Source organism: Roseateles sp. GW823-FHT07B05 (assembly GCF_058794515.1).
On the sequence record NZ_JBXAGX010000005.1, the window covers coordinates 177,640 to 202,764 of the forward strand.

The 25,125-nt window shown below is 72.0% G+C and carries 21 protein-coding genes; 5 read left to right on the forward strand and 16 right to left on the reverse strand.

What is annotated here, in order from left to right; genetic code table 11:
- Positions 1 to 8: 8 nt before the first annotated feature.
- The 3 genes from AC1Q7O_RS13230 (at position 9) to AC1Q7O_RS13240 (ending at position 5,999) form a co-directional block, all read left to right on the forward strand.
- Entirely contained in the window at positions 9 to 1,874 is a 1,866-nt protein-coding gene (locus AC1Q7O_RS13230) for an ATP-binding protein (RefSeq protein ID WP_492659641.1), read from the forward strand.
- Positions 1,875 to 2,110: 236 nt separating this feature from the next.
- Positions 2,111 to 3,106 carry an AEC family transporter gene (locus AC1Q7O_RS13235; protein WP_492659640.1) on the forward strand — a complete coding sequence of 332 codons (996 nt, stop codon included), beginning with the start codon at positions 2,111 to 2,113 and terminating at the stop codon, positions 3,104 to 3,106.
- A gap of 70 nt (positions 3,107 to 3,176) precedes the next feature.
- A complete protein-coding gene (locus AC1Q7O_RS13240) occupies positions 3,177 to 5,999 on the forward strand; it encodes a M16 family metallopeptidase (protein WP_492659639.1) in 2,823 nt (940 codons plus the stop codon).
- Here AC1Q7O_RS13240 and AC1Q7O_RS13245 read toward each other — a convergent pair.
- The 10 genes from AC1Q7O_RS13245 to AC1Q7O_RS13290 all read right to left on the reverse strand — a co-directional run bounded on the left by AC1Q7O_RS13245 (position 5,985) and on the right by AC1Q7O_RS13290 (position 16,528).
- Positions 5,985 to 6,752: a ParA family protein gene (locus AC1Q7O_RS13245; RefSeq protein WP_492659638.1), complete on the reverse strand. Its 768-nt coding sequence runs from the start codon at positions 6,750 to 6,752 to the stop codon at positions 5,985 to 5,987. The genes AC1Q7O_RS13240 and AC1Q7O_RS13245 overlap by 15 nt on opposite strands.
- A 44-nt stretch (positions 6,753 to 6,796) precedes the next feature.
- Positions 6,797 to 7,126: an antibiotic biosynthesis monooxygenase family protein gene (locus AC1Q7O_RS13250; RefSeq protein WP_492659637.1), complete on the reverse strand. Its 330-nt coding sequence runs from the start codon at positions 7,124 to 7,126 to the stop codon at positions 6,797 to 6,799.
- Positions 7,126 to 9,042: a B12-binding domain-containing radical SAM protein gene (locus AC1Q7O_RS13255; protein WP_492662710.1), complete on the reverse strand. Its 1,917-nt coding sequence runs from the start codon at positions 9,040 to 9,042 to the stop codon at positions 7,126 to 7,128. The genes AC1Q7O_RS13250 and AC1Q7O_RS13255 overlap by 1 nt, the downstream gene beginning before the upstream one ends.
- A 66-nt stretch (positions 9,043 to 9,108) precedes the next feature.
- The gene (locus AC1Q7O_RS13260) at positions 9,109 to 9,705 is read right to left on the reverse strand and encodes a hypothetical protein (RefSeq protein WP_492659635.1); all 597 of its coding nucleotides are present in this window, start codon (positions 9,703 to 9,705) and stop codon (positions 9,109 to 9,111) included.
- Between the two features lie 68 nt (positions 9,706 to 9,773).
- Complete coding sequence (locus AC1Q7O_RS13265; RefSeq protein ID WP_492659634.1) at positions 9,774 to 11,423, reverse strand: GMC family oxidoreductase; 1,650 nt, start codon at positions 11,421 to 11,423, stop codon at positions 9,774 to 9,776.
- Between the two features lie 14 nt (positions 11,424 to 11,437).
- Entirely contained in the window at positions 11,438 to 12,736 is a 1,299-nt protein-coding gene (gene creD / locus AC1Q7O_RS13270) for a cell envelope integrity protein CreD (protein WP_492662711.1), read from the reverse strand.
- 60 nt (positions 12,737 to 12,796) lie between these two features.
- Complete coding sequence (gene creC / locus AC1Q7O_RS13275; RefSeq protein ID WP_492659632.1) at positions 12,797 to 14,215, reverse strand: two-component system sensor histidine kinase CreC; 1,419 nt, start codon at positions 14,213 to 14,215, stop codon at positions 12,797 to 12,799.
- A complete protein-coding gene (gene creB, locus AC1Q7O_RS13280; protein WP_492659692.1) occupies positions 14,215 to 14,883 on the reverse strand; it encodes a two-component system response regulator CreB in 669 nt (222 codons plus the stop codon). Before creB ends, creC begins: the two co-directional genes overlap by 1 nt.
- The gene (locus tag AC1Q7O_RS13285) at positions 14,871 to 15,896 is read right to left on the reverse strand and encodes an NAD(P)H-dependent flavin oxidoreductase (RefSeq protein WP_492659631.1); all 1,026 of its coding nucleotides are present in this window, start codon (positions 15,894 to 15,896) and stop codon (positions 14,871 to 14,873) included. The genes creB and AC1Q7O_RS13285 overlap by 13 nt, the downstream gene beginning before the upstream one ends.
- Entirely contained in the window at positions 15,896 to 16,528 is a 633-nt protein-coding gene (locus tag AC1Q7O_RS13290; RefSeq protein ID WP_492659630.1) for a MarC family protein, read from the reverse strand. The genes AC1Q7O_RS13285 and AC1Q7O_RS13290 overlap by 1 nt, the downstream gene beginning before the upstream one ends.
- Before the next feature lie 201 nt (positions 16,529 to 16,729).
- On the opposite strand from AC1Q7O_RS13290, the gene AC1Q7O_RS13295 reads away from it, so the two are divergent.
- Entirely contained in the window at positions 16,730 to 18,046 is a 1,317-nt protein-coding gene (locus tag AC1Q7O_RS13295; RefSeq protein WP_492659629.1) for a reverse transcriptase family protein, read from the forward strand.
- On the opposite strand, the gene AC1Q7O_RS13300 is transcribed toward AC1Q7O_RS13295, so the two are convergent.
- Both AC1Q7O_RS13300 and AC1Q7O_RS13305 read right to left on the reverse strand, forming a co-directional pair.
- Positions 18,009 to 18,800 (reverse strand): helical backbone metal receptor, encoded by a 792-nt coding sequence (locus AC1Q7O_RS13300; RefSeq protein ID WP_492659628.1) that lies wholly within the window; start codon positions 18,798 to 18,800, stop codon positions 18,009 to 18,011. The genes AC1Q7O_RS13295 and AC1Q7O_RS13300 overlap by 38 nt on opposite strands.
- Complete coding sequence (locus AC1Q7O_RS13305) at positions 18,797 to 19,696, reverse strand: hypothetical protein (RefSeq protein WP_492659627.1); 900 nt, start codon at positions 19,694 to 19,696, stop codon at positions 18,797 to 18,799. The genes AC1Q7O_RS13300 and AC1Q7O_RS13305 overlap by 4 nt, the downstream gene beginning before the upstream one ends.
- Before the next feature lie 223 nt (positions 19,697 to 19,919).
- On the opposite strand from AC1Q7O_RS13305, the gene rbp reads away from it, so the two are divergent.
- Positions 19,920 to 20,468, forward strand: coding sequence for an RNA-binding regulator (rbp, locus tag AC1Q7O_RS13310; RefSeq protein ID WP_492659626.1), 549 nt, complete (start codon positions 19,920 to 19,922; stop codon positions 20,466 to 20,468).
- Positions 20,469 to 20,633: 165 nt separating this feature from the next.
- On the opposite strand, the gene AC1Q7O_RS13315 is transcribed toward rbp, so the two are convergent.
- The 4 genes from AC1Q7O_RS13315 to AC1Q7O_RS13330 all read right to left on the reverse strand — a co-directional run bounded on the left by AC1Q7O_RS13315 (position 20,634) and on the right by AC1Q7O_RS13330 (position 25,124).
- Positions 20,634 to 22,916 (reverse strand): carbohydrate binding family 9 domain-containing protein, encoded by a 2,283-nt coding sequence (locus AC1Q7O_RS13315; RefSeq protein ID WP_492659625.1) that lies wholly within the window; start codon positions 22,914 to 22,916, stop codon positions 20,634 to 20,636.
- Between the two features lie 203 nt (positions 22,917 to 23,119).
- On the reverse strand, positions 23,120 to 23,893 hold the full coding sequence (locus AC1Q7O_RS13320) for an SDR family oxidoreductase (protein ID WP_492659624.1): 774 nt from the start codon (positions 23,891 to 23,893) through the stop codon (positions 23,120 to 23,122).
- Positions 23,890 to 24,552, reverse strand: a complete 663-nt coding sequence (gene lptC, locus AC1Q7O_RS13325; protein ID WP_492659623.1) for an LPS export ABC transporter periplasmic protein LptC — start codon at positions 24,550 to 24,552, stop codon at positions 23,890 to 23,892. Before lptC ends, AC1Q7O_RS13320 begins: the two co-directional genes overlap by 4 nt.
- On the reverse strand, positions 24,549 to 25,124 hold the full coding sequence (locus tag AC1Q7O_RS13330; protein ID WP_492659622.1) for a KdsC family phosphatase: 576 nt from the start codon (positions 25,122 to 25,124) through the stop codon (positions 24,549 to 24,551). Before AC1Q7O_RS13330 ends, lptC begins: the two co-directional genes overlap by 4 nt.
- Position 25,125 lies beyond the last annotated feature (1 nt).

A 25,125-nucleotide genomic window follows, 5' to 3' on the forward strand; every position in this document is an offset into this window, starting at 1 on the left:
AGGAAAAGATGGCGTTGACGCCATTGAGCATCGGCATACAGACGCGCCTGACCGCCGGCATTGCGTTGGTGGCCAGTCTGCTGGTGCTGGCCGTCGGCTGGACCTGGACCTCGCACGAGGAGGCCGAGCTGATGCAGGGCCTGCATCAGCGCGAGGCGCGCATGGCCGGCCTCATCGAGCGCGGCTTCGCCGGGCCGATCTGGAACCTGGACCATGTCGCCATTGAGAACCTGCTCGATGCCGTGATGGCCGACCCTGAGGTGCATGCCATCGAGTTGCAGGGCCTGGGCCTGCGCGGCGGCCAGGCCCGCCGCGAGCGTGACCACCCGGCCAGCGGGCCGCTCAAGCGCGAATTCGCCATCAACTACCAGCCCGCGGCAGACGCGCCCGGCGCGCAGGTGGCGTCCGCCGTGCTGACCTTCACGCGCGACCGCGTGGACGAGCAGATCCGTCGCACACGCTTGTTCGTCGTGGAGCTGCTGGGCGTCGTCGTCGTGGGCATCGTCATCGCCAGCTCGCTGTTGGTGCACTGGCTGGTGCGCCGCCCCGTCGCGCGGCTGGGCGCGCTGGCGCAGCGCGTGGCCGCCGGCGACCTCGGCGCGCAGGAGGCGGTGGAGCGGCATGACGAGATCGGCGAGCTGACGATGCGCTTCAACGCGATGAGCCTGAAGCTGCGCAGCGCGGCCGACCAGGTGCAGCTCACGGCGCAGGGGCTGCGCGTCAGCGAGGCGCGCTACCGCAGCCTGTTCGAGAACGCGACCGAGGGCATCTTCCAGGCCGATGCCGACGGCCGCGTGCTGAGCATGAACCGCGCGTTCCTGCAGATGCTGGGCCTGACCGGGCAGAGCCCCGTGGGCCGGCGGCTGCGCGAGCTCACCGGCCTGCGCCGCCACGAGATGCTGCGCGTGGCGGCCATCCTGAACGAGCAGGGCCATGTGCAGCAGGCCCAACTGCAGCTGCGCACGCAGGCCGACCGGCCGCTGTGGGTGGAGCTGAGTGCGCACTGGGTGGAGGCCGAGGGCGGCCAGCGGCGCATCGAGGGCATGGTCATCGACATCTCGTTGCGCCGCCAGGCCGAGGCCGAGCTGACGCGCCACCGCGACCACCTCGAGGAGCTCGTCGCCGAGCGCACCGCCGAGCTCAGCGAGGCCAAGTTGCGCGCCGAGGCGGCCAACCAGGCCAAGGGCCGTTTCCTGGCGACGATGAGCCACGAGTTCCGCACGCCGTTGAATGCCATCCTGGGCTTCACGCAGCTGATGCAGATGGACCCGGGCGTGCCGGCGCCGCAGCAGGGCCGGCTGCAGCTGATGCGCGACTCGGGCCTGCACCTGCTGGAGCTCATCAACGACGTGCTGGACATGGCCAGCATCGAGGCCGGCAAGGTCAGCCTCAAGCCCACGCCGGTGGACCTGCGCGCGCTGCTGGACATGGCCTGCGACAGCGTGCGCCTGCGCGCCGAGCAGAAGAACCTGAGCTTCGCGCTGGACGTGGACCCGCGCCTGCCGGCGCAGGTGCTGGTGGACGGCCAGCGGCTGCGCCAGGTGCTGCTGAACCTGCTGTCCAACGCGGTGAAGTTCACCGACAGCGGCACCGTCAGCCTGACGGCCGCCGTCGTGGAGCCGGCGAAGGCCGGCCAGGTGCGGCTGCGTTTCGGCGTGACGGACAGCGGCATCGGCATGACGCCGGCCCAGCAGGCGCGGTTGTTCCAGGCCTTCGAGCAGGTCTCCGAGGCCTCGCGCCACCTGGGCGGCACGGGGCTGGGTCTGTCCATCAGCCAGCAGCTGGTGCGGCTGATGGGCAGCCAGATCCTGGCGCAGAGCACGGCGGGGCAGGGCAGCAGTTTTTCGTTCGAGCTGAGGTTGCCTCTGGCATGACGGTTGAGTTCGTCTTGCGGGCCGAGCGCCGGGCCGCCCCAAGCCGGCCCGCCAGGTCGATGCTTGCGGCTCAATGCCGCCTGCATCGGCGTCCCCTCGGGGGCTTCGGCCGGACACAGGGCGCGCAGTGCGCGGCATGTGCCTGCCGAAGAGCTGCGGCACCGTCCGCAGCGCGGTCTGCAAGACCGGCCCGGCTTGCCCGCGTTCAGCGTGGCAAGACCGGACGAGGGTCCTGAATGACCTGGGCGATCGCGGCGAAGCTGATGGCGATCCTGGTGGCGGTTGCCATCGGCTGGGTCGTCGGCCTCATGCGCTGGCTGGGCGGCGGGAAGGCGGGCAGCCAGCCCGGGGAAGAGGGTGACCCCGCCCGCGTGCTGGCCAACGCGGCGTTCTACATCTTCGTGCCGGCGCTGCTGTTCCGCACCACGGCGCGGCTGGACACGCAGGCGCTGCCCTGGGCCTTCCTGGGCGCGTTCTTCGTGCCGATGCTGGTGCTCATCGCGCTGGCCTACGGGCTGTACCGCTGGCGCCTGGCGCCGGGCCAGAACGTCGTCACGCCCAGCGTCAAGGCCATCACGGCGGGCTTCGGCAACACGTTGCAGGTGGGCCTGCCGGTGGCGGCCGGCGTGTTCGGCGAGAAGGGGCTGGCGCTGCACATCGCCGTCGTCAGCCTGCATGCGCTGTGCATCCTGACGCTGCTGACGACGCTGGTGGAGCTGGACCTGGCGCGCGAGCGCGCGTCGGGCAATCTCGTCGACACGCTGCTGCAGACCGTGCGCAACACCGTCATCCACCCGGTCGTGCTGCCGGTGCTGGCCGGCCTGGCGTGGAACGCGACCGACCTGCCGCTGCCGGCCGTGGCCGACGAGGCGCTGCAGTCGCTGGGCACGGCCGTCGTGCCGCTGTGCCTGACGCTGATCGGCATGTCGCTGGCCTACTACGGCTGGCCGCGCACCTGGAACGGCCTCGTCGGGCTGGTGGCCGCCAAGCTGCTGCTGATGCCGGCCGTCGTGCTGGCGGTGGGCCACTGGCTGCTGGGCCTGACCGGCATGCCGCTGGCCGTCATCGTCATGATCGCGGCGCTGCCCACGGGCTCCAACGCGCTGATCTTCGCGCAGCGCTACCGCGCGCTGGAGGCCGAGGTGACGGCCGCCACCGTCGTCTCCACCGTGCTCTACGTGGCCACCGCGCCGCTGTGGCTGGCCGTGCTCGCCTGGCTGTCGCCGTGGTGACCATCGTCACTTCCGGCGCCGTCCCGCGCCGCCGTCCAATCCCCGCATCAAGATTCAAGGACCCATCGGCATGAACACTCCCGCTCCCCGCCGTCTTGCCGCGCTGCTGGCGCTGGCCGGTGCGCTGTCGCTGCCCGCCTGGAGCGCGCCGGCGGCGGCGCCCGCAGGCGCCGTCAGCACCGAGGCCGGCCGCCTCGCCATCCGCCACGAGAAGGTCACACTGGCCAACGGCTTCGAGGTCATCCTGGTGGAAGACCACCGTCTGCCGCTGGTGGCCTTCAACCTGTGGGTGCATGCCGGCCCGCGCAACGAGGCCAAGGGGCAGACCGGCTTCGCCCACCTGTTCGAGCACCTGATGTTCGCGGGCAGCCGCCACGTGCCGCGCGGCGATTACGACAAGTACGTCGACGCCGCCGGCGGCACCGATGCCAATGGCTCCACCAACTTCGACCGCACCAACTACTTCTTCACGCTGCCTTCCAACCAGCTGGAGAAGGGCCTGTGGCTGAAGGCCGACATGCTGGGCTGGATGATCGACGAGGTGGACTCGGTGGCGCTGGCCAACCAGCAGGACGTGGTGCGCAACGAGCGCCGCCAGACCACCGAGAACCAGCCTTACGGCATCGTCGAGGAGGCCAAGTACCACGCGCTGTACCCCGAGGGCCACCCGTACCGCGCGGCCGTCATCGGCTCGCATGCCGACATCCAGAGCATCCGGCTGCAGGACGTGAAGGCCTTCGCCCGCACCTACTACCGGCCCAACAACGCGACGCTGGTGCTGGCCGGCGACTTCGACCCCGTGCAGGCCAAGGCGCTGGTGCAGAAGTACTTCGGCACGCTGAAGGCCGGCCCCAAGCCGCCGGAGGTGAAGGTCGCCATGCCCGAGATCACGAAGGAGCGCCGGCTCGTCGTGCGGGACCGCATCGAGCTGAGCCGCCTCAACCTGGCCTGGCACACGCCGGCCATGTACCAGGCGGGCGACGCCGAGCTGGACGTGGCCGCCCATGTGCTGGGCGGCGGCAAGGCCAGCCGGCTGTACGGCCTGCTGGTGCGCGACAAGCAGCTGGCGCAGAGCGTGCACGTGGGGCAGGACTCGCAGTCGCTGAGCTCGGTGTTCGACATCGAGGTGGTGGCGCGGCCCGGCGCGTCGCTGGACGAGATCGAGACGCTGGTGGATGCCGAGCTGGCGCGCCTCGCGGCCGAGCCGCCCACGGCCGCCGAGATCGCCCAGGCCCGCGCCGTCATCGAGACGCAGGTGCTGCAGCGCATGGAGAAGGTCACGTCGCTGGCCGACCTCGTCAACCACTACAACCAGATGGCCGGCGATCCCGGCTACCTGGGCCAGGATCTGGCCCGCTATGCCGCGCTGTCGCCTGCAGCCGTCAGCGCCGCCGTGGCGCATTGGCTGGGCAAGAACCGCCGCGTCGCGCTGCAGGCGCTGCCGGGCGAACAGGTGCTGGCACCCGAGGTGCCCACGCCGCCCATGCCGACGAAGGCGGCCAAGGGCGAACGCGAGGCCATGAACGCCGCCGAGCCCTGGCGGAACAAACCGCCCGCCGCCGGCAAGGCCAAGCCGCTGGCGCTGCCGGCCGCGCAGAGCTTCACGCTGGCCAACGGGCTGACGGTCATCCACTCGCCCAAGCCGGGCCTGCCGCTGGTCAGCGCCAGCCTGGTGCTGCGCGCCGGCCAGGCCGTGAACCCGGCCGACAAGCCCGGCCTGGCCGGCTTCGTGGCGGCCATGCTGCCCGAGGGCAGCACCACGCGCAGCGCACAGCAGATCGCCGAAAGCCTGGCCGCGCTGGGCGCCACGCTGACGGCCCAGGGCGGCGCCGAGGACGCGCGGCTGGACTTCTCCGGCCGCAAGGCCGCCGCCCGCGACGGCCTGGCCCTGCTGGCCGATGTGACGCTGAACCCGGCCTTTGCCGCGCCCGACATCGAGCGCGTGAAGGCGCAGCGCCTGGCCGCGCTGGCGCAGCAGCGCGAGCAGGCGGACCTGCTGGCCAGCGTGGTGGGCAACCGCGCCGTCTACGGCGAAGGCCATCCGCTGGCCGCCAACGCGCTGGGCACCGAGGCCAGCCTCCAGGCCGTGGACGCAGCCGCGCTGCGCGGCTTCTGGCAGGCGCACTACCGGCCCGAGCGCGCGGCGCTGGTGGTGGCCGGCGACCTGACCGAGGCCGAGCTGCGCGCGCTCGTCGAGCCGCTGTTCGGCGCGTGGCAGGGCCAGGGTGCGGCCCCCGTGGTGGCACCGCTGCCGCCGGCCCGGCCCATCGCGGCCCGCACCGTGCTGGTGGACAAGCCCGGCGCGCCGCAGACGGCGCTGGCCGTCGTCGCGCCGGGGCCCACCGCGGCCGTGCCGGACGTGGCCTCGCTGAAGGTCATGAACGCCGCGTTGGGCGGCCTGTTCACGTCGCGCATCAACAACCAGCTGCGCGAGGTGAAGGGCTACACCTACGGCATCTACTCCGGCTACACGCTGGGCCGCGAGCGCGGCCAGTTCGGCATCCGTGGCAGCGTGCGCACCGACGTGACCGGCGCGGCGCTGGTGGACATGTGGAAGGAGATTGCCGGCATGCGCGCCAAGCCCATGGGCGCGGCCGAGCTGAACCGCGTGCGCAACGCGCAGCTGCTGAGCCTGCCGGGGCTGTTCGACACCAACGGCGCCGTCGTCGGCGGCTATGCCGGCAACTGGTCCACCGGCCAGCCGCTGTCGGCCATCACCGAGCTGCCCGCGAAGTACGCCGCCGTCACGTCGGCCAGCGCGTTGAAGGCGGCGCAGCAGCACCTGGACCCGGCGCGCCTCATCGTCATCGCCGTGGGCGACCAGGCCAAGGTGCTGCCGCAGCTGGAGGCGCTGGGCCGCCGGCCCGTCACGCCGCTGTCAGCCGGGGAGTGACTCGTACAGCGCCACCAGCTCCTGCGTGAGCTTGTGGCGCGGGTCGAGGTGGATCATGGGCCGGCTCAGCTCGTGCGACTCCTTGACCTTCACGCTGGCCGACAGGTAGGGCTGCAGCACCGGCAGCCCCTCGTCCAGCAGCTCCTGCACCACGCGCTGCGGCAGCGAGGCGCGGGCCTGGAACTGGTTGACGACGATGCCCTCCACGTGCAGCTCGGGCGCATGGTCGGCCTGGATCTCCTGCACCGCTTCCAGCAGCCCGTACAGCGCGCGGCGTGAGAAGTCGTCGCAGTCGAACGGGATCAGGCAGCCCTGCGCCGCGATCAGCGCCGAGCGCGTGTAGAAGTTCAGCGCCGGCGGCGTGTCGATCCAGATCTCGTCGTACTGCTTCTCCAGCTTCAGCAGCGCGTCGCGCAGCTTGTAGATCTTGTAGCGGCTCTCCAGCTTGCCGTGCAGCTCGTCCAGCTCGGGGCTGGCGGCCATCACGTGCAGGCCGTCCCACGGCGTTTCGCTGATGAACTCGCTGCCGTCGCTGTCGCGCACGCTGAACTTCAGCGTCAGGCCGAAGAAGTCGGCTGAACCGGCAAGCTCCTCGTCGGCCGCGTCGCCCAGCAGGTAGCGCGTGGTGTTGCCCTGGCAGTCCAGGTCGATGACCAGCACGCGCCGGCCCGCCGCCGCGGCAATCGCCGCCAGGTTGCTGGTGATCGTGGACTTGCCCACGCCACCCTTCTGGTTGAACACGACCCGCCGCATCGCTCACCTCCTGTTGGATTGAGCGATTGTGCACTGCACAAAAGTCAGCGGGCGGGCCGGTCCTTCAGCGGATGAGGGATGCCGCCGTCGCCATAGCTGCGCACCACCTCGGCGATGACGACCTGGTAGCCCTTCAGCCACCGGGCCTGCGCCTGCTTGGCCTCGCGGTGGCCGGCGTCGCCCATCAGCTGCTGCAGCGCGGCCATCGAGTCCCAGTAGTAGACGTTGGAGACCAGCCCGGTCGCGGCGTTCTCCCAGGTCTCCTCGCCCAGGTAGCCGGGGATGGCGCGGGCCATGTCGGCGATGCGCGCATCGAGCGCGTGGAACTCGTCGTCGTAGGCGCCGGGAGCAAAGGTGAAGGTGGATGTGAACATCAGCTGAGCGTCGAGAGTGCGCGCTCGACGAAGCGGCGCGGCACCGTGGTCTTGGGCACGCGCACGGGGAACCAGCTGCGGATGTCGCTGTCGATGCCGATGCCGTGCATGAAGTTGTAGAGGCCCTTCTTCAGCCCCTGGCCGAGGCCGTCGTGGTCCGTCGGCGTAGGGTCGATGAAGGCGATGTCGTTCTTCGCGAAGCGGCCATCCGCCGGCAGCGGCTGCAGCGTGACGCCGTACTCGGCCGGGTTCATGCCCACGGGTGAATGCACGGTGCACGCAAAGCGGTGGAAGAAGCCGCTGTGGATGCAGCCGTGCTCGAACAGCTGGCGCACGTACTCCAGCGCGTCCACGGTGTCCTGCGTCGTCTGCGTCGGGAAGCCGTACATCAGGTAGGCGTGGACGAGCACGCCGGCGTCGGCAAACGCCTTGGTCACGCGCGCCACCTGTTCCACGCTGACGCCCTTCTTCATCAGCTTCAGCAGCCGGTCCGACGCCACCTCCAGCCCGCCCGAGATCGCGATGCAGCCGCTGTCGGCCAGCAGCTGGCACAGCTCGGGCGTGAAGGTCTTTTCAAAGCGGATGTTGCCCCACCACGAGATGGCCACGCCGCGGCGGATCAGTTCCTCGGCCAGTGCCTTCAGCGCCTTGGGCGGCGCGGCCTCGTCGACGAAGTGAAAGCCCGTCTGCCCCGTCTCCCTGACGATGGCCTCGATGCGGTCCACCAGCACCTCGGCGGAGGCCGCCTCGTAGCGCGAGATGTAGTCCAGGCTCACGTCGCAAAAGCTGCACTTCTTCCAGTAGCAGCCATGCGCCACGGTCAGCTTGTTCCAGCGCCCGTCGCTCCACAGCCGGTTCATCGGGTTGAGCATGTCCAGCAGCGACAGGTAGCGGTCCAGCGGCAGCCCGTCCCAGGTCGGCGTGCCGACATCGTCGAACGGCACGTCGGGCTCGACGAAGTTCGTGTACCTGACCGTGCCTTCATCGCGCCAGAACGTCCGCACCAGGCGCGTCTTCGAGCGCTTGCCCGCCACGTGCTCCAGCAGCGCCAGCAGTGGCCGTTCACCGGCGTCCAGCGTCACGTAGTCGACGAAGTCGAACAGCCGCGGCTCGGCCAGCTCGCGCAGCTCGGTGTTGACATAGCCGCCGCCCAGCACACACACCACCTCGGGCCGCGCCGCCTTGATCGCCTGCGCGATGCGCAGCGCCGCGTAGACCGAGCCCGGGAAGGGCACGGACAGCAGCACGACGTCGGGGTTGTGCTGTTCCAGCGCGTCCAGCGAGAGCCGCTTCAGCGTCTCGTCGACGAGGTTCAGCGGCGCGGCGAGCGCATCGGCCAGCGGGTCGAAATGCGCCTGCGCGGCGGCCAGCGATTCGGCATAGCGCACGAACTCGAAGCGCGGGTCCACCGCGTCGCGCAGCACGTCGGCCAGGTCGTTCAGGAACAGCGTGGCGAGGTGGCGGGCGCGGTCCTGCAGGCCCAAAGCGCCGAACGCCCAGGCCAACGGGTCTTCGCCTTCTTCGCCGATGTAGTGGTCCAGCGACGCGAAGCGCGCACCCTCGGGCAGGAAGCTGCGCGTGTTGATGCGGTGCGCCACGGTCGGGTCGCGCCCCTGCAGGAAGGCGATCACGCGCGGCGCGGCGGCGGCGATGGCCGGGAACTCAGCGGCGAACCATGCGGTCTGCGGCGTGCGCTGGGCTTCAGGCAGGGCCTGGACAGCCTCGCGGATCTGCGCGAGCCCTGCGGGCGAGAACAGCTCCAGCACCAGCGCCAGCGCCAGGTCCTCCTGCTGCGCGGCGATCTGCCGCGAGCGCAGGAAGCCGGTCAGGTAGGCGGTGGACGGGTAGGGCGTGTTCAGCTGCGTCATCGGGGGGATGACGGCGAGCACGCGGGGGGATGGCGCCGGGGATTGCATTGGCGCGATTGTCGGCGGCTGCCGTGCCGCAGAGATTCGGACGATGGAATGGCCGCGCGGCGCTTGTCAGCGCATGGCGGCCAATGCGTCCTTGCACGACGCGGCGGTAGGCCCCGTTCCTGGATTCGTCTCGTTCACCCGCACCTTGGAAACCTCTCTTTCGACAAAGGGCACCAGAGGCCACTGCCGATACAGGTACACGGTGTATCCCGTGTCGGAGATGGCGTTGCCCCAGGCCTGGATGCGGCATTCCAGGCCGGCGGCCATCCGGACCGTCTGCAGGGGTGGGTTAGCGAAATCGGCCAGGATGAACGCCAGACCAAGAAAACCCATGGTGCCCATCACGTATCCCCCGGCGATCGGGGCCGCGGCGATGAGCAGAGCCGGCACCCTCAAGAACAACGATCGAACCCGCCAGAGGCAGGTCGCCAGAAAGGCATAGGCCAGATAGGCGGCAGAAAGGCAGACGAGGTTGGCGGCGTTGGACATGAGGGATATATCCAGCCGTGCGCTGCCGACGACACCGACGATGAGAACCGCGCAGCCGATGGCCAAGCGCTTGATCAGCGCGGGCCTGGACTTGTTCGCGACAAGGAACGCGATGACCGCCGTGGGCGGCACCGCCAAAAGGGTGAACCAGGCAATGGCAAGGGATGTGCCCAAGGAGTGCTCTCCGCTATTCGTGGAAGCGACGGCCGGCAGCTGCGCGCCTGACGTCGCGGCAGCGGGGCTCACCCCGCCAACCACCCCGCCAACTTCTCCGCAATCATCAACGTCGGCGACGCCGTGTTGCCACTCGTGATCGTCGGCATCACGCTCGCATCCGCCACGCGCAGCCCGGTCACGCCGCGCACGCGCAGGCGGGAGTCGACGACGGCGCCGGGATCGTCCTTGCGGCCCATGCGGCAGGTGCCCACCGGGTGGAAGATCGTCGTGCCGATGTCGCCGGCCAGCCGGGCCAGCTCCTCGTCGGTCTGGAACTGCGGGCCGGGCCGGTATTCCTCGGGCTGAAAGGCCGCCAGCGCCGGCTGGGCGACGATGCGGCGCGTCAGCTTCAGGCTCTCGGCGGCCACGCGGCGGTCCTCGTCGGTGGACAGGTAGCGCGGCTGGATGGCCGGCGCCGCGGCCGCATCGGGCGACGTGATGTGCACCGTGCCGCGGCTGGTGGGGTTGAGGTTGCAGACGCTGGCCGTGAACGCATCGAAGCCGTGCAGCGGCTCGCCGAAGGCGTCCAGCGACAGTGGCTGCACGTGGTACTCCAGGTCGGGCCACAGGCGGTCGGGGCTGCTGCGCGTGAACGCGCCCAGCTGCGATGGCGCCATGCTCATGGGCCCGCTGCGGCGCAGCGCGTACTCCAGGCCGATCAACGCCTTGCCCACCAGCGACGCGGCCCGCGTGTTCAGCGTGCGCGCGCCGCGCACCTTGTAGACGGCGCGGATCTGCAGGTGGTCCTGCAGGTTGGCGCCCACGCCCGGCAGGTCCAGCGCCACCTTGAGGCCCAGCCCCTGCAGCAGCGGCGCCGGCCCCAGGCCCGACAGCTGCAGGATCTGCGGCGAGCCGATGGCGCCGGCGCACAGGATGACCTCGCCCCCCGCGTTCAGCCACGGCTGCTCCACGCCGTGCGGCGTCAGCACCTCCACGCCGCCGCAGCGCGGGCCGGCGTCGTCGTGCATCAGGCGCAGCTTGCGCACCTGCGCGCCGGTCCACATCTCGAAGTTCGGGCGGCCGAAGCAGGTGGGCCGCAGGAAGGCCTTGGCCGTGTTCCAGCGCAGGCCCTTCTTCTGGTTGACCTCGAAATAGCCCACGCCCTCGTTGGTGCCGGCGTTGAAGTCGCTGGTGGCGGGGATGCCCGCCTGCTGCGCGGCGGCGGCAAAGGCGTCCAGGATGGGCCAGCGCAGCCGCTGCTGCTCCACCCGCCATTCGCCGCGGTGGCCGTGCATCTCGGCAAAGCCGTCGGGCGCGGTCTTGGGGTCGTCCAGCCGCCAGTGGTGCTCGTGGCGGCGGAAGGCACGCAGCACGCGCTCCCAGCGCCAGGTGTCGTCGCCGGTGGCCTGGGCCCAGTTGTCGTAGTCGCGGCTCTGGCCGCGCATGTAGATCATGCCGTTGATGCTGGAGCTGCCGCCCAGCACCTTGCCGCGCGGGTAGCGCAGCCGGCGGCCGTTCAGGCCCGGTTCGGCCTCGGTCTGGAAGCACCAGTCGGTGCGCGGGTTGCCGATGCAGTGCAGGTAGCCGACGGGGATGTGCACCCAGTGGTAGTCGTCCTTGCCGCCGGCCTCGATGAGCAGCACGCGCTTGGTCGGGTCGGCGCTGAGCCGGTTGGCCAGCAGGCAGCCGGCCGTGCCGGCGCCCACGATGATGTAGTCGAAGCCTTCTTTGGACATGGGCCGAGCGTAATTCACTCGGCTTGGCCCAGCCTTTCGCTGCCCAGGCGGTACCAGTCCAGCCGGCGCGTCAGCGTCATCACCACGGCCAGCACGGTGAACAGCAGCACCGCGCCGATGACCAGCGCCGTCTGCTCACGGCTCAGCAGCACGTACAGCGCGCCGTACAGCAGCGCGATGCCGCCGCCGAACGCGAGGCCTCGCCACCAGCCGCCCAGCATGGCCGCGGCGTACTGCGTCAGCACGACCGCCGCCGCGGCCGCCGCGATGACGTAGGCCAGCAGGAAGGGCAGGTGCTCCGACAGGCTCAGCAGCAGCAGGAAGAACAGGCTCAGCGCCAGGCCGACGAGCAGGTACTGCACCGGGTGCACGCGCCGGCCCGTCAGCAGCTCGGTGAGGCCCACGATGACGAAGGTCAGCGCGATGAATATCAGGCCGTACTTGATGGCGCGGTCGCTCATGACGTAGGGGTTCACGGGGTCCATGAGTTCAACGGCCAGCGTGTCCAGTTCCTTCTTGCCGGCGGCGACATCGGCGGCCGCGCTGCTGGCCAGCTCGGACACCTGCCAGCGGGCCGAGAAGCCGGCCTCAGTGACGTCGCGTTCGGCCGGCAGAAAGCGCCCGGCGAAGCTCGGGTGCGGCCAGCTGGACTGCAGGCTGACGGCCGTGCTGGCGGCGGCAGGGACGATGGCCAGGCTGCGCGTGCCGACGAGGTCCACGCTCAGGTTCAGCTCCAGCGTCTCGCCGCTGCGCGGCATCGGCAGCACGGTGTGCAGCCCCGACGGGTACACGCCGTGCGTGGTGCCGGGCTTCACGGGCAGCACGCGGCCGTCGCGCTTGAGCTCGACGTCGCGCAGGCCGCGCGCGTCGCTGGCCGAGAACATCGCGACGACGTCGCCGCAGTCGATCCGGCCGCCGGCGTTCTCCGCGGGCGGGTTCAGCGCGTCGAAGTCATCCCAGCGCGCCAGCAGCGTCAGCTTGCTGGCGTAGCTGTTGATCTTGAAGAGGCCGCGGTAGCGCGGGTCGGGGCTGACGCGCCCGCCGACCTGCAGGTGCGACGGTGGCAGCACCACCGCGAAGCTGCGGCTCTGCACGCCGTCCTTGTACGGCGCCCAGGTCTCCTTGCAGCTGCGGGTCAGCAGCGGGCCCAGCAGCAGCTGCGGGCCGGCCTGGGATTGCTCGACGCTCTGCTCGGCCTCGTTCTGGCGCATTCGGCGCTCGCCGACGAGGCCGCCGATCTGGGCAAGCACGACACACAGCAGCAGGGACACGGCGGCCAGGATGGCCAGCTTGATGAAGAGGGCTTGGTTCATGCCGCCCAGCATCGCCAGCGGCAGTGAGGCCTTCACGTGCTGCGTGAAGCCGGCGTGAAGTCAGCGCGGCAGGATGATCGTCACCCGCAGCCCCGGCGCCGCCGCCTCGAATGCGAGCCGCCCGCCATGCAGCTCCGCCACGCGCCGCGCGATCGCCAGCCCCAGGCCCGAGCCCTTGACGAGGCTGCCGGGCCGGGCCGTCGAGAAAAAGCGCTTGCCCAGCTGCGCGAAGCCCGCCGCCGGCACGCCGGGGCCGTGGTCGCGCAGCGTGATGCGCACCTCGGCCGGCAGCGCGCTGACGGCCAGCTCCAGCGCCGAGCCTGGCGGCGCGAAGTCGATGGCATTCACCAGCAGGTTGCCGAAGGCCAGCTCCAGCAGCGCGGCGTCCACATCCACCGTCGCGTCGTCCCGCGCCGACCACGCCAGGCGCAGGCCTTGCTGGGCCAGGCGGGGCGCCTGCCGCTCCAGCTGCTCGTCGACCCAGCCCGGCAGCGCCACGCGCCGCCGCTCGCCCAGCCCCAGCTGAGCCTCCAGCTGCGACAGCGCCAGCACGCGCTCCACCAGCGTCTGCAGCCGGGCGGTCTGGTCCAGCACCTGTGCCGCGAAGCGCTGGCGGTCGGCGGCGGGCAGCTCGTCCTGCAGCAGCTCGCCGCTGGCGCGCAGCGCGGCCAGCGGGCTCTTCAGCTCGTGGGTCAGCGCACGCACGTCGTGCTCCAGTTGCTCGCGGCCTTCCAGCCGGCGGCGCATGTCGTCCATCGCGTGGGCCAGGTCGCCCAGCTCGCCGGGCACGTCGGGCGGCGCGAGGTTCTGGCCGGCCTGCACCTGCTGCGCGTAGCGGCGCAGCCGCCGCACGGTGGCCACCAGCCACAGCGTGACGGCCACGCCGACGATGAGGCTGGCCGCCAGCAGCGCGGCGCCGGCCCAGAACACGCGCCGTTCGGCGCGGTCGATGAAGCGCTGCACGCTGGCCACCGACTTGGCCACGCTGACGACGCCCAGCGTGCGCCCGTCCTTCAGCACCGGCGCGGCGACGACCAGCACGGTGCTGTCGCCGCGGCCGTAGGGGCTGGCGCGGGCGCCGTAGTCGCCGCGCAGCGTCAGCACCACGTCGTTCCACTGCGAGTAGTCCTGGCCCACGGCCGACGGCGTGCCGGAGTCCAGCACGACGCGGCCGCTGGCGTCCGTCACGTAGACGCGCAGGTCCAGCGTCTGCTTGCGCAGCCCCCAGATCAGCGCGTCCACCTCGCGGCGCGTGTAGCGCTGCAGCTGCGTGGCCAGCGGCCCGTCGGCGCGCGGCGGGCCGTTGGCCAGCTCGTCGGCGGCCACCTCGGCCAGCAGGTGGGCGGTGTCCACCATCAGGTCTTCCATGACCTCGCGCACGCTGGGCTTCACCTCGGCCAGGAACACCTTCAGCAGCAGCACGGCGCTGAGGCCGGCGATGAGGAAGAAGCCGAAGAAGACGCGCAGGCCCAGGCGCATCAGGGTTCCAGCGAGTAGCCCATGCCGCGGTGCGTCTTGATCGGGTCGCGCGCCGGCGCCGCCTCGCGCAGCTTGGCGCGCAGCGTCTTGATGTGCGTGTCCACCGTGCGGTCTCCGCTGTCGGCGCTGCTGCCCCAGACGGCGTCCAGCAGCGTGTCGCGCGAGTGGATGCGCTGCGGCGCGGCCAGCAGCTTCAGCAGCAGGCCCAGCTCCAGCTTGGTGAGGTTCAGCAGCGTGCCGTCCAGCCACACGCGCGAGCCGTCGACGGTGAAGCCCGGGCTGGCAGCCGGCACCGCCTGGGCGCGGCGCAGCAGCGCGCGCACGCGTGCCACCAGCTCACGCGGGCTGAAGGGCTTGGCAAGGTAGTCGTCGGCGCCCAGCTCCAGCCCCAGCACGCGGTCCATCTCGTCGCTGCGGGCACTCAGCACGATGACGGGCAGGTGCTTCAGTGGCCCGGCGCGCAGCTCGCGGCACAGGTCCAGCCCATGGCCGTCGGGCAGGCCGATGTCCAGGATGAGCAGCTCGGGCGCCGGCGCCTGGCGCAGCCGCTCGCGCGCCTCGGCCAGCCAGCCGCGGTGCTCCACCGTGAAGCCCTCGCGCCGCAGCGCGAACTGCACCGTGTCCGCGATCGCGGGGTCGTCCTCCAGCAGCAGGATCACGTGCGCCAGCCCCGGGCGAGCGCCGCCACCAGGTCGGCCGCGGTGCCGGGTGCGCGGTTGACCGGCAGCGCCTGGCCCGCCCACAGGCTGATGAAGTCGGCGTTGCCGGCCTTGGCCGCGGCCTGGCGCAGCGGCCGGCTGGCCGCGTTGGGCTGCGGGAAGGCGGGCAGCGCCACGCCGTCCAGCTCGCGCGTCACGCGGTTGGCCACGCCGCGCGCGGCACGGCCGGAGAACGCGCGGGTCAGCGTCGAGTCGGCATCGCGCGCGGCCAGCAGCGCGGCGCGGTAGGCCGGTGACAGCGGGCACTCGTCCACCAGCAGGAAGGCCGTGCCCACCGTCACGGCGCTGGCGCCCAGTGCCTGCGCGGCCGCCACGCCGCGTGCATCGGCGATGCCGCCGGCAGCGATGACGGGAATGTCCAGCGCATCCACCAGCTGCGGCACGAGGGCCATCGTGCCGATCAGCGCGCCCTCGGGCGAGCCCAGGAAGCCTCCCCGATGGCCGCCGCCCTCGTAACCCTGGGCGATGACGGCGTCCACGCCGCTGGCCTGCAGCAGCAGCCCCTCGGCCACCTGCGTGGCCGTGCCCAGCACGATGAAGCCCTGCGCCTTCAGTGCCGCCACGCGCGCCACGCCGGGGTCGCCCATGACGAAGCTGATGACGGCAGGCCGCGCCGCCACCGTCGCTTCCAGCTGCGCCTCGAAGTCTTCCTCGAAACGCTCGGGCCGCACCGGCGCGGGCAGGCCCAGCTCGCCGTGCCAGGGCGCGAGCCGCGCGAGGTAGTCGTCCAGCGCGTCGTCGTCGCGCAGCCAGGGCTGGGGGCAGAACAGGTTGATGCCGAAGGGCCGGTCGGTGCGCGCGCGGATGTCGGCGGCGATCTCGCCGATGCGCGCCGGCGCCAGGTAGGCCGCGCCCAGCTGGCCGACCCCGCCGCCCGCGCTGACGGCCGCAACGAGCGCCGCGCTGGCCGCCTCGCCGGCCATGGGCGCCATCCACACGGGCGGTAGGTCGAACAGGCTCATCAGCGCCCCGCCAGCACCGGGAACAGCTTCATCAGGCCGTCCGCCAGCAGTTCGACGGCCAGCGCGGCGAGGATCAGGCCCATCAGCCGCGTCATGATGTTGATGCCGGTCTGGCCCAGCACCTTGGCGATCTTGCTGCTGGCCGAGAAGGTCACGAAGGTCACCAGCGCCACGACGACGCCGTAGCCGCACAGGATGGCCAGCTCCCACCAGACACGCGTCTTGTCGGCGTAGATGACCATCGTCGAGATCGTGGCCGGCCCCGTCAGCAGCGGGATGGCCAGCGGCACGACGGCGATGCTGGCGCCGGCGTCGGCCTTGCTGTTGCCCTCGGAGACGTCCTCCTTGCGCGCCTCGGCTGGCTGCGCGTTCAGCATCTGCAGCGAGCTGATCAGCAGCAGGCAGCCGCCGCCCACCTGGAAGCTGGCCAGCGAGATGCCGAAGAACTCGATGATCTTCAGCCCGAACAGCGCCGACAGCGCGATGACGATGCCCGCCGTGCTGGCGCTGACGAGGATGGTCTTGCGCCGCTGCACGCGCGTCAGGCCCGCCGTGAAGTGGATGAAGAAGGGCACCACGCCCACGGGGTTCACGATGGCCAGCAGCGCGACCAGAGGCTTGTAGATGTCCATGCCGGCGAGGCTACCATCGCCGCGCGGCCGTCGCCCGAGGTCTTCGCCTGCCTTCACCGGCAAGCACTCCGGGGCACCCCCGGGGGTTCTCGATGTCATGCCCTGCAGGGCGTGAAGCGCGGGGCGCCCCAGCGCCCGACACCTCACGCATCACCCGTCGCTCGGGCGGCGTGCCGCACCTTTTTCAGGGAGACCCGACGGGTGGACACGGCCCGCACGATGACCGCCCGGGCACTGGCCCGCGCGATGCTGGCCGGCCCGCATGACGTGGACGGGCTGGCGGCGCGCATGGCCGTCTGCCTGCAGGCGCGACCGCCGTGGCTGGCCCGGCTGGCGCACGCCATGGCCCGCGTGCCGGGCGAGGTCTGGCGCCGGCTGGACGTGCAGACGCTGGGCGAGCGTGTGCTCGATGACGACGGCTTTGCCGAGGCCTGGGCCGGCGACGCCCGCCCGCAGGCCCGCCACTGGCTGCTGCGTCCGCCCGAGGACCTGCCGTCCGCGCCGGCCGGGCTGGACCGCCCGCACTGGCCCACCGTCGGCGCGCTGGCCCGCGGCCTGGGCCTGACGCCGGCCGGCCTGTGGCGGCTGACGCTGCCCACCGACTGGCAGCGCCGCCGGCCGCTGGCGCAGCAGCATTACCGCCAGCAGCTGGTGCCCAAGCGTGGCGACGGCGCGGGCTGGCGGCTGCTGGAGGTGCCCGAGCCGCACCTGCGCGCCGTGCAGCGCCGCCTGCTGACCCAGCTGCTGAACGGCCTGCCGCCGCACCCGGCCGCGTTCGGCTTCACGCCGGGCCGCTCGGTGGTGCAGCACGCGGCGCAGCATGCCGGCCAGGGCCGGGTCTTGCGCTTCGATCTGGCCGACTTTTTCTCCACGGTGCGCGCGTCTCGTGTGCACGCGCTGTTCAAGGCGCTGGGCTACAGCACCGCCGTCGCCCGCGCGCTGACCGCGCTGGGCACGACCGCCGCGCCCGAGGCCTGGCTGCGCGGCGAACCTCGGCTGGCCTGGCCGCAGCGCCAGCGCCTGTGCGACCCGCACCTGCCGCAGGGCGCGCCCACGTCGCCCGCGCTGGCCAACCTGTGCGCCTTCGGGCTGGACGCGCGGCTCACGGGCCTGGCCGAGGCCTTCGGCGCGCGCTACAGCCGCTACGCGGACGACCTCGTCATCTCCGGCCCGGCCACGCTGCCGGTGCGGGCGATCTCGGCCTGGGTGGCCGCCATCGCCGCCGACGAGGGCTTCGTCATCAACCCGCGCAAGACGCGCGCGCTGGGCGTCGGGCAGCGCCAGTCGGTCTGCGGCATCGTCGTCAACGCGCGGCCCAACCTGCCGCGCGATGAGTTCGACCGCCTGAAGGCCGTGCTGCACCGCTGCGTCATCGACGGCCCTTCCGCGCAGAACCGCGACGGTCACGCTGACTGGCGCGGGCACCTGCAGGGCCGTGTGGCCTGGGCGGCTCAGCTCAACGCCGCCAGGGCGCAAAAACTCAAGAAGCTGCTCGATCGCATTGACTGGGCCCGCTGAGCTGGCACAGGTAGTCCAGCCCCGCCGCGCCGCGCGAGCCCCACCAGCTCAGCAGCTCGCCGTCCACCAACTGCACGCGGGCCTGCGGGCACAGCGCCTGGGCCTCGGCCTTGTGCGTCTCGTTGAAGCGATAGGGCTCGGAGCTGAGCAGCACGCGGTCGATGTCGCGCAGCCAGGGCTCGTTGCCCGCCAGCGCCGGGTAGCGGCCGGCGCCGTGCTCGCCGCCCTGCACGTCGGGCCAGCTGCGCCAGCCGATCTCGACCAGCAGCGTCGAGATGTAGGTGTCGCGCGCCACGGTCATCCACGGGTCGCGCCAGATCAGGTAGAGCACCTTCTCTACCGGCCGGGGCAGGTCGCGGCAACGCGCCAGCGCGGCGGAGAACCCGGCCGACAGCGCCGCCGCGCGCTCGTCGACGCCCGGCTGGCCGGCGAACGCGGCGCGCAGCTGCTCGAACAGCGCCAGGTTGTCCTCGGGCCGCTGCGGGTGCGTGACGATGACGTGGGGCACGAATTCCCGCAGCGCCTCGGCCGTCTCGCGCCGGTTCTCGTCGACGTTCACGACCACATGTGACGGTGCCAACCGTTTCAGCTTGGCAAGATTCACGTCCTTGGTGCCGCCGACCTTGGGCACGTCCCGCACCGCGTCGGCCGGGTGGATGCAGAACCCCGTGCGGGCGACGAGGTGAGGCCCCAGGCCCAGCGCCACCAGCGTCTCCGTGGCGCTCGGCACCAATGACGCGATGCGCAGCGTCATTCGTCCTCGGTCAATGCCAGGTACACGGCACAGCAGCCGCGCAGCCACACCAGCGTTGGCAGCACCAGCGCCAGCGCGAACACCACGCCGCCGCCAATCAGCGCGGCCAGCCCCAGGTTGCCGCCCTCCAGCGCCACGCCGCTGGCGCCCAGGCCCCGCGGGCCCAGGCCCGCCACGCCGGCCAGCAGCTGGCGCGCCGGCAGCTCGATGCCCGCGCCCAGGATGGCCAGCCCGGCCAGCAGCTTGCCGCCTGTCACGACGACGAAGCTGACCGCCGCCGTGCTCAGCGCCACCAGCAGGTAGACGGCCGACATCAGCAGCGCCGTCTCCGGCAGCCCATGGCGCAGCCGCCCGCGCACGAAGCGCAGCACGCCGCCGCTGCGCTGGCCGGCCCAGACCGCCGGCCCGGCCAGCGGCCCCACCAGGATGACCAGCACGAACGCCAGCCCGCCCAGCAGCAGCACGCCCACCGGCAGCACCACGGCCATCAGCGGCGCGCCCACCCAGGGCCACCGTGTGGCCCACAGCAGCGCGGCCAGCGCGGCCACGCCCACGGCGGCCAGCGCCAGGCAGACCAGCAGCGCCAGCAGCACCCGGTGGCCGCTGCGCAGCGCGTCGGCCAGCGCATCCTGCGGGTCGCGCACGGGCAGGCCGCGGGCCTGGTCCATCAGCATCAGGCCGGTCGTGTTGACGCCAAAAAAGGCGACAGCCAGCGCCAGCCCCAGCCACAGCGCGCCCAGCGTCTCCTGGTTGCGGGCGAGGGACGACTGCGCCATCGCCAGCAGCAGGCCGGCGACGCAGAAGCCCGCCAGCAGGGCGTAAAGCGCACGCAGGTTGCGGGGCGCGTCGATGCTGTACAGGACGCGGGCGAGGGCGGAAAGCGGTGAAAAAGGCATCGGGCAGCGATCGTAGCGATGACACAGCCATGAGAAACGGGACCCGACAGGGTTTGTGCTAGCTCTGAAAAACAACACTTGTAAGAGCGCCATCGTGCATTTCTTGACCTCGCCACCATAATGATTTGCCTGTGTCTGGACGCCGCACCTTCGCTTGAATGGTTCACGATGGGTTGAAGCTCCACATGGTTTTTTGATTTTTGAGTTAGAGAAGGGCTTCCCCATGGGAAACAAGCTTTATGTGGGCAATCTGGCCTACAGCGTGCGTGACGAATCGCTGCAAGAGGCGTTCGGTCAGTTCGGTACCGTGACCTCCGCAAAGGTCATGATGGATCGTGAAACGGGCCGTTCCAAGGGCTTCGGTTTCGTCGAAATGGGCTCCGACGCAGAGGCGCAAGCCGCCATCAACGGCATGAACGGCCAGGCCCTCGAAGGCCGCGCCATCGTCGTGAACGAGGCTCGTCCTCGTGAAGAGCGTCCGGGCGGCTTCGGCGGCGGCGGTGGCCGTGGCGGCTTCGGCGGCGGCGGTGGCGGCAGCTACGGTGGTGGCGGCGGCTACGGCGGTGGCGGCGGTGGCCGTTCCGGCGGTGGCGGCGGCTACGGCGGTGGCGGCGGTGGCCGTTCCGGCGGTGGCGGCGGCTATGGCGGCGGCGGTGGTGGCTACGGCGGTGGTGGCGGCGGCTACGGCGGCGGTGGCCGCTCGGGCGGCGGCGGCTACGGTGGTGGCGGTCGCTCCGGTGGTGGCGGCGGCTACGGCGGCGGCGGCTACTGAGCCCTGCTGCTGACCCCAGCACAATGAACAAAAGGCGCCTTCGGGCGCCTTTTCTTTTGGCTGTCGCGCCAGGAAGGCCTCACGCGGTGTTTGCGGGCCGAGCGCCGGGCCGGCCGATCGGCCCGGCTCGCCCGCGTTCAGCGTGGCGAGACCGGGCGACGGGCCTCAATACCCCAGCGTCAGCTTCGCGAACAGCTCGCGGCTGCGCGCCAGGCCCGGGCGTTCGCTGGCGCGGTTCAGGCCCAGGCTGACGATGCGCGACAGGCCCACGCGGTGCTGGAACATGACGGCCAGCTGGCGCTGCCGGCTGTCCTCGTCCGCCAGCGCCACGCTGGCGTCGGCCCGGCGCGTGAAGCGGGTCTGCTGGTGGATGACGCGCAGCGAGTCGCGCGGGCTGAGGTGCAGCACGACCAGGCTCTGTGCGCTGCGGTCCGTGAACGCGCGCCGGCCGTCGGGCGCGTCCACGGTGCCCAGGCCCAGCCGCTGCTCGAACTCCAGCCACCAGCCGCCCGCCAGCGGCGTGCGCAGCTTGGCCTCCAGCTGGGCCTGCAGGCCCAGGCCGACGCGGTCGGCTTCCACGTCCAGGCGGCGGCCCCACTCGACCTCGGCCATCAGGAAACTCAGCAGCTCGCCGGGGTTGGACTCGAAGCCCAGCAGCAGCGTGCGGGTGTCGTGCAGCCGGCCGCCGCTCTTCGCGCGGTGGCTGTCCAGGCCGACATGGCCCCAGATGCCGGTGTTGCGCGCCGCGGCGAACCAGAAGCCGGGCTGCAGCAGGCGGCCGACGACCTGGCCCGCCGCGACGCCCAGCAGCGGGTCGGCCACGGTGCGCGTCTCCTGCATCGTGAGCTGGAATTCGCTGTCGTGCAGGTCGACGCCGGCCAGCTCGCGCGGGCCCAGCCGCAGGTAGCCGAAGGCCGATGCGCGGCGGATGCCGCTCTGGCTGACGAAGCCGTTGTCGTTGGCGAAGCGCGGGCTGATCTCCTCGACGTTGACGTTGGCGACCCAGTCGGCGTCGCGGTGGCGCCAGCCCAGCCACGCGCGGTGGCCGCGCTCGCGGGACACGCGCTGCACCTGGCCGTCCTCGTCCAGCCCCAGCGTCGTGCTGGACAGCAGCAGGTGGCCGCGCCACTGGTCGCTGTCGCCGGCACGCCAGACGCCGTCGCTGCCGACGACGTGCGTGGCCAGGCCGTGGCCGAAGTCGCGCGCCGACACCAGCCCGGCCAGCCCGACGCCGCCCAGCTGCAGGCGGCCGCGGGCGAAGCTGGCCTCGGAGTCACGCGGCTGCAGGCCGGTGCGGGTGGCGAACGCGCCGGCGCGCAGTACGGTGCCGCCGCCGGCGTCGCGCAGATGCAGCGCGGTGGCCTCGGCACTGGCGCCGCGCCAGGTGGCGCGCAGGCCCCAGTCGGGGTCGGTGATGGCGCGGGTGTAGAAGGCCGCGAGGCTGCGGTTCTCGCCGGATTCGTCGGCCTGCGTGGGGCCGACGACGTCGGCGCTCTCCAGGAAGAACGGCCGCTTCTCCGGCACGCTGAGCGCGAAGCGGGTGTTGCCGGCGAGCTGGGGCTCGTCCAGCTCCACCTGGGAGAAGTCGGGGTTCAGCGTCGCGTCGATGACCCAGTCGGCGCGCGGCCGCCACTTGAACTCGGCGCCCAGCGAGGCCTTGCGCGTGCGCCGAACCTGGCCGGCCTCGTCGCGGTCGCTCGTCGAGCGCAGCGTCAGCTCGGGGCGGAAGGCGATGAAGCTGCGCTCGCGCACCTGCTCCACCAGGTCGCCCAGGCCGTCCAGCGGCTGCAGCTCGGCGATGAAGCTGAGCGCGTCCTTGGTCATGGCCGGCGCGCTGACGTCCAGCGTGCGGTCTTCGCGCGGGATGTTGCGCACCACCAGCATGCGCCAGGGCAGACCGTCGGCATGCGGGAACCGCAGCGCGGCCAGCGGCCAGCGCAGCTCGACGCTGTAGCCGTCGGGCAGCCGGGCCGCCGCGGCCTCGACGTCGAAGTCGGGCGCGGTGTCCTCGGCGTCGTCCTCGGCGGAGAACTGGCCGTCCTCCAGCGCGCCGGCGGCGCTGACGCGCACGTACTGCGCGGTGCGGCGGTGGCCCACGGGGTCGATGAAGACGGAGACGAAGTCCTGGTCGGCCTTGACCTGGTCGCGCCGGGCCAGCGGCGCGCGGATGCGGCCCGGCTCGGGGTCCCAGGCGCGGATGCCGAAGACCAGCGCGTCGCCGGTGACCAGCACCTGCACGGTGGTGCGCCAGCGAGCCGGCTGCTTGTCGGCGGGCAGGAACTGCACGAAGCGCTCGTAGACCGGCGCGCGCTGCCAGGCTGCGTCATCGAGGCGGCCGTCGATCTGCGGTGCGGCGGTGTCGGGCGCGAGGCGCAGCGCCGTGGGGTTGTGGGCCCAGGCGGGCAGGGCCAGGGCGAGCAGGCCCAGGCCGAGGAGGCGGAATGTCATGGTGGAACGAACCGAGGGTGCCGCGGGCCCGGGTCGGGCGGCGGCGCAATGCAAGGAGCCCGGTAGGGGCTGCGAGAGGCGAGCGCGCTGGATGGACGTCAGCGCGCCGTCGTCAGCAGGGGTGAAGAACCTTCAGCATGGTGCCCTCCTCGGCCGCTCGGTGCGGCGGCAATCGATGCGAGGCGCGCAGTGTAGCTGCGCGGTTATTCGCTCGCGCGTGCCTTGCGCGGCCGGCTGGCCAGCGCGCGGTCGTACAGCCAGTTGGGCAGCATGCGCAGCACCTTGGCGAGCACGCCCATCTGCCACGGGATGACGCGGTAGCTGACCTGTGCGCGGATGGCCTGCACGGCCTGGTCGGCGAAGTCGTCCACCGGCATCAGGAAGGGCATGGAGTAGCGGTTGCCGCGCGTCAGCGGCGTGTCGATGTAGCCCGGCAGCAGCGTGACGACCTTGACGCCGAAGGGCCGGCACTCGCCGCGCAGGCTCTCGCAGTAGGCGACGACGGCGGCCTTGCTGGCCGAGTAGGCGCCGTGGCCCGGCAGACCGCGGATGGCGGCGACGCTGGCCACGCCCACCAGCGTGCCCGAGCCGCGCGCGTTCATCGCGGCGACGAAGGGGTGGAAGGTGGCGGCCAGGCCCACGTTGTTGGTGGCGAACACGCGGCGCATGACGTCCAGGTCGGCGAACTGCGTCGTGTCCATGCCGATGCTGATGCCGGCGTTGGCGATGACGACGTCGGGCAGGCCCTGGCGTGCAATGCAGTCGTGCCCGGTGCGGGCCATGGCCTCGTCGTCGGACACGTCGGCGCCGTAGACCTGGAAGCGCGCCGGGTCCAGCCGCTGCTCGGCGGCCCAGCGCTCGACTTCGGCGGTGCGGCGCGCCACCAGCGCAAGGCGCGCGCCGTCGCGGTAGTAGCGCAGCGCCAGGGCCTGGCCGATGCCGCTGGAGGCGCCGGTGATGAAGACGAGTTCACTCATTTCTTCGTGGGCCGCGGCGCGATCTGCCCCTGGGCCTTGCCGGTGAAGCTGACCTGGCCGGTCAGGTGCCGGTACTCGAAGTTCTGCGCGTTCAGCGTGGTGCCGCCCTGGCGGATGGTGACCGGCAGGTGCGAGCGCAGGATCTCGCTGTTGGCCAGCGCCTGCAGGAACTCGCCGCGCACTTCCATCTGGGCCGGCGCGTCCTCGCGGGCGCCGGCGGGCAGGCGGCGCAGCCGCACGTCGCCCATCAGCTGCAGGTCGCTGCCGTCGCCGTTGCTGACGGCACGCTTGGCCTCCGCGATGGCCAGCATGCCGTCGGGCGCGACGGCACGCACGCGCACCTGGTCGATCTCGATGGTGTCGGTGTCGGGGTAGTGGCGCAGTTCGGCGCCGGCGATCTGCACGTTGAGCCGGCCGTCCGCGCCGATGCGCTGCAGCTCGAAATTGTTCATGCGGTAGTCGGGCACGTGGCGCGGCGGCGCCAGCTCGCCGGGTTCGCCCAGCAGCGGCGTGTTCTTCACCAGCCACCAGGTGCCGCTGGCCAGCACGGCCATCAGCAGCAGCGGCAGGTAGCTGGACACCAGGCTCTGCGCGCGCCACAGCCAGGGCTGGACGGGCCGGCGGCGCGGGGTGGGCGCGGGCAGCGTGGGGGCGTTCACGGGTGGCCTCCGTCCGGTGTCTCGTGGTGAGCGTGCAGCAGGCGCTCGTAGTGGCCGGCGGCGCTGAGCAGCAGGTCGCAGAACTCGCGAGCGGCGCCATGGCCGGCTGGTGCGCGCGTGACGTGGTGGGCGACGGCCCTCACCTCGGCATGGGCGCCCGGGGGGGCGCAGGCAAAGCCGGCGCGGGACAGCAGCGGCAGGTCGGGCCAGTCGCTGCCGATGGCGGCAACCTCGCCCCACCGGGCACCGCACTCGGCCAGCAGCGGCGTGGCGGCGGCCAGCGTGTCCTTCACGCCGTACAGCACGCGGGCCACGCCCAGGTCAGCCGCGAGGCGGCGCAGGCCGGGGCTGTCGCGGCGGCACAGCAGCACCGGCGTGATGCCGGCCTGCGGCAGCAGCGCCAGGCCCAGGCCGTCCTGCAGCGAGAACGTCGTCATCGTCTCGCCGCTGCCGTCGAGGTGGAGGCGGCCGTCGGTCAGCACGCCGTCCACGCTGAACAGGGCCAGTTTGACGGCCAGGCCGGTGCCCTGGGCCTTGACGAGCAGTTCGGGCGGGAAGTCCAGCGCCGCCACC

Excerpts from the sequence above, each read along its gene's own strand:
- AC1Q7O_RS13250 (WP_492659637.1), bottom strand. The coding sequence starts at position 7,126 with ATGTTCACATCCACCTTCACCTTTGCTCCCGGCGCCTACGACGACGAG.
- AC1Q7O_RS13320 (WP_492659624.1), bottom strand. The coding sequence starts at position 23,893 with ATGAGTGAACTCGTCTTCATCACCGGCGCCTCCAGCGGCATCGGCCAG.
- AC1Q7O_RS13305 (WP_492659627.1), bottom strand. The coding sequence starts at position 19,696 with ATGCCTTTTTCACCGCTTTCCGCCCTCGCCCGCGTCCTGTACAGCATC.
- AC1Q7O_RS13245 (WP_492659638.1), bottom strand. The coding sequence starts at position 6,752 with ATGCGGCGGGTCGTGTTCAACCAGAAGGGTGGCGTGGGCAAGTCCACG.
- AC1Q7O_RS13230 (WP_492659641.1), top strand. The coding sequence starts at position 9 with ATGGCGTTGACGCCATTGAGCATCGGCATACAGACGCGCCTGACCGCC.
- AC1Q7O_RS13315 (WP_492659625.1), bottom strand. The coding sequence starts at position 22,916 with ATGACATTCCGCCTCCTCGGCCTGGGCCTGCTCGCCCTGGCCCTGCCC.
- AC1Q7O_RS13285 (WP_492659631.1), bottom strand. The coding sequence starts at position 15,896 with ATGAGCCTGTTCGACCTACCGCCCGTGTGGATGGCGCCCATGGCCGGC.
- creD (WP_492662711.1), bottom strand. The coding sequence starts at position 12,736 with ATGAACCAAGCCCTCTTCATCAAGCTGGCCATCCTGGCCGCCGTGTCC.
- AC1Q7O_RS13290 (WP_492659630.1), bottom strand. The coding sequence starts at position 16,528 with ATGGACATCTACAAGCCTCTGGTCGCGCTGCTGGCCATCGTGAACCCC.
- AC1Q7O_RS13235 (WP_492659640.1), top strand. The coding sequence starts at position 2,111 with ATGACCTGGGCGATCGCGGCGAAGCTGATGGCGATCCTGGTGGCGGTT.
- rbp (WP_492659626.1), top strand. The coding sequence starts at position 19,920 with ATGGGAAACAAGCTTTATGTGGGCAATCTGGCCTACAGCGTGCGTGAC.
- creC (WP_492659632.1), bottom strand. The coding sequence starts at position 14,215 with ATGCGCCTGGGCCTGCGCGTCTTCTTCGGCTTCTTCCTCATCGCCGGC.
- AC1Q7O_RS13240 (WP_492659639.1), top strand. The coding sequence starts at position 3,177 with ATGAACACTCCCGCTCCCCGCCGTCTTGCCGCGCTGCTGGCGCTGGCC.
- AC1Q7O_RS13265 (WP_492659634.1), bottom strand. The coding sequence starts at position 11,423 with ATGTCCAAAGAAGGCTTCGACTACATCATCGTGGGCGCCGGCACGGCC.
- AC1Q7O_RS13255 (WP_492662710.1), bottom strand. The coding sequence starts at position 9,042 with ATGCAATCCCCGGCGCCATCCCCCCGCGTGCTCGCCGTCATCCCCCCG.
- AC1Q7O_RS13300 (WP_492659628.1), bottom strand. The coding sequence starts at position 18,800 with ATGACGCTGCGCATCGCGTCATTGGTGCCGAGCGCCACGGAGACGCTG.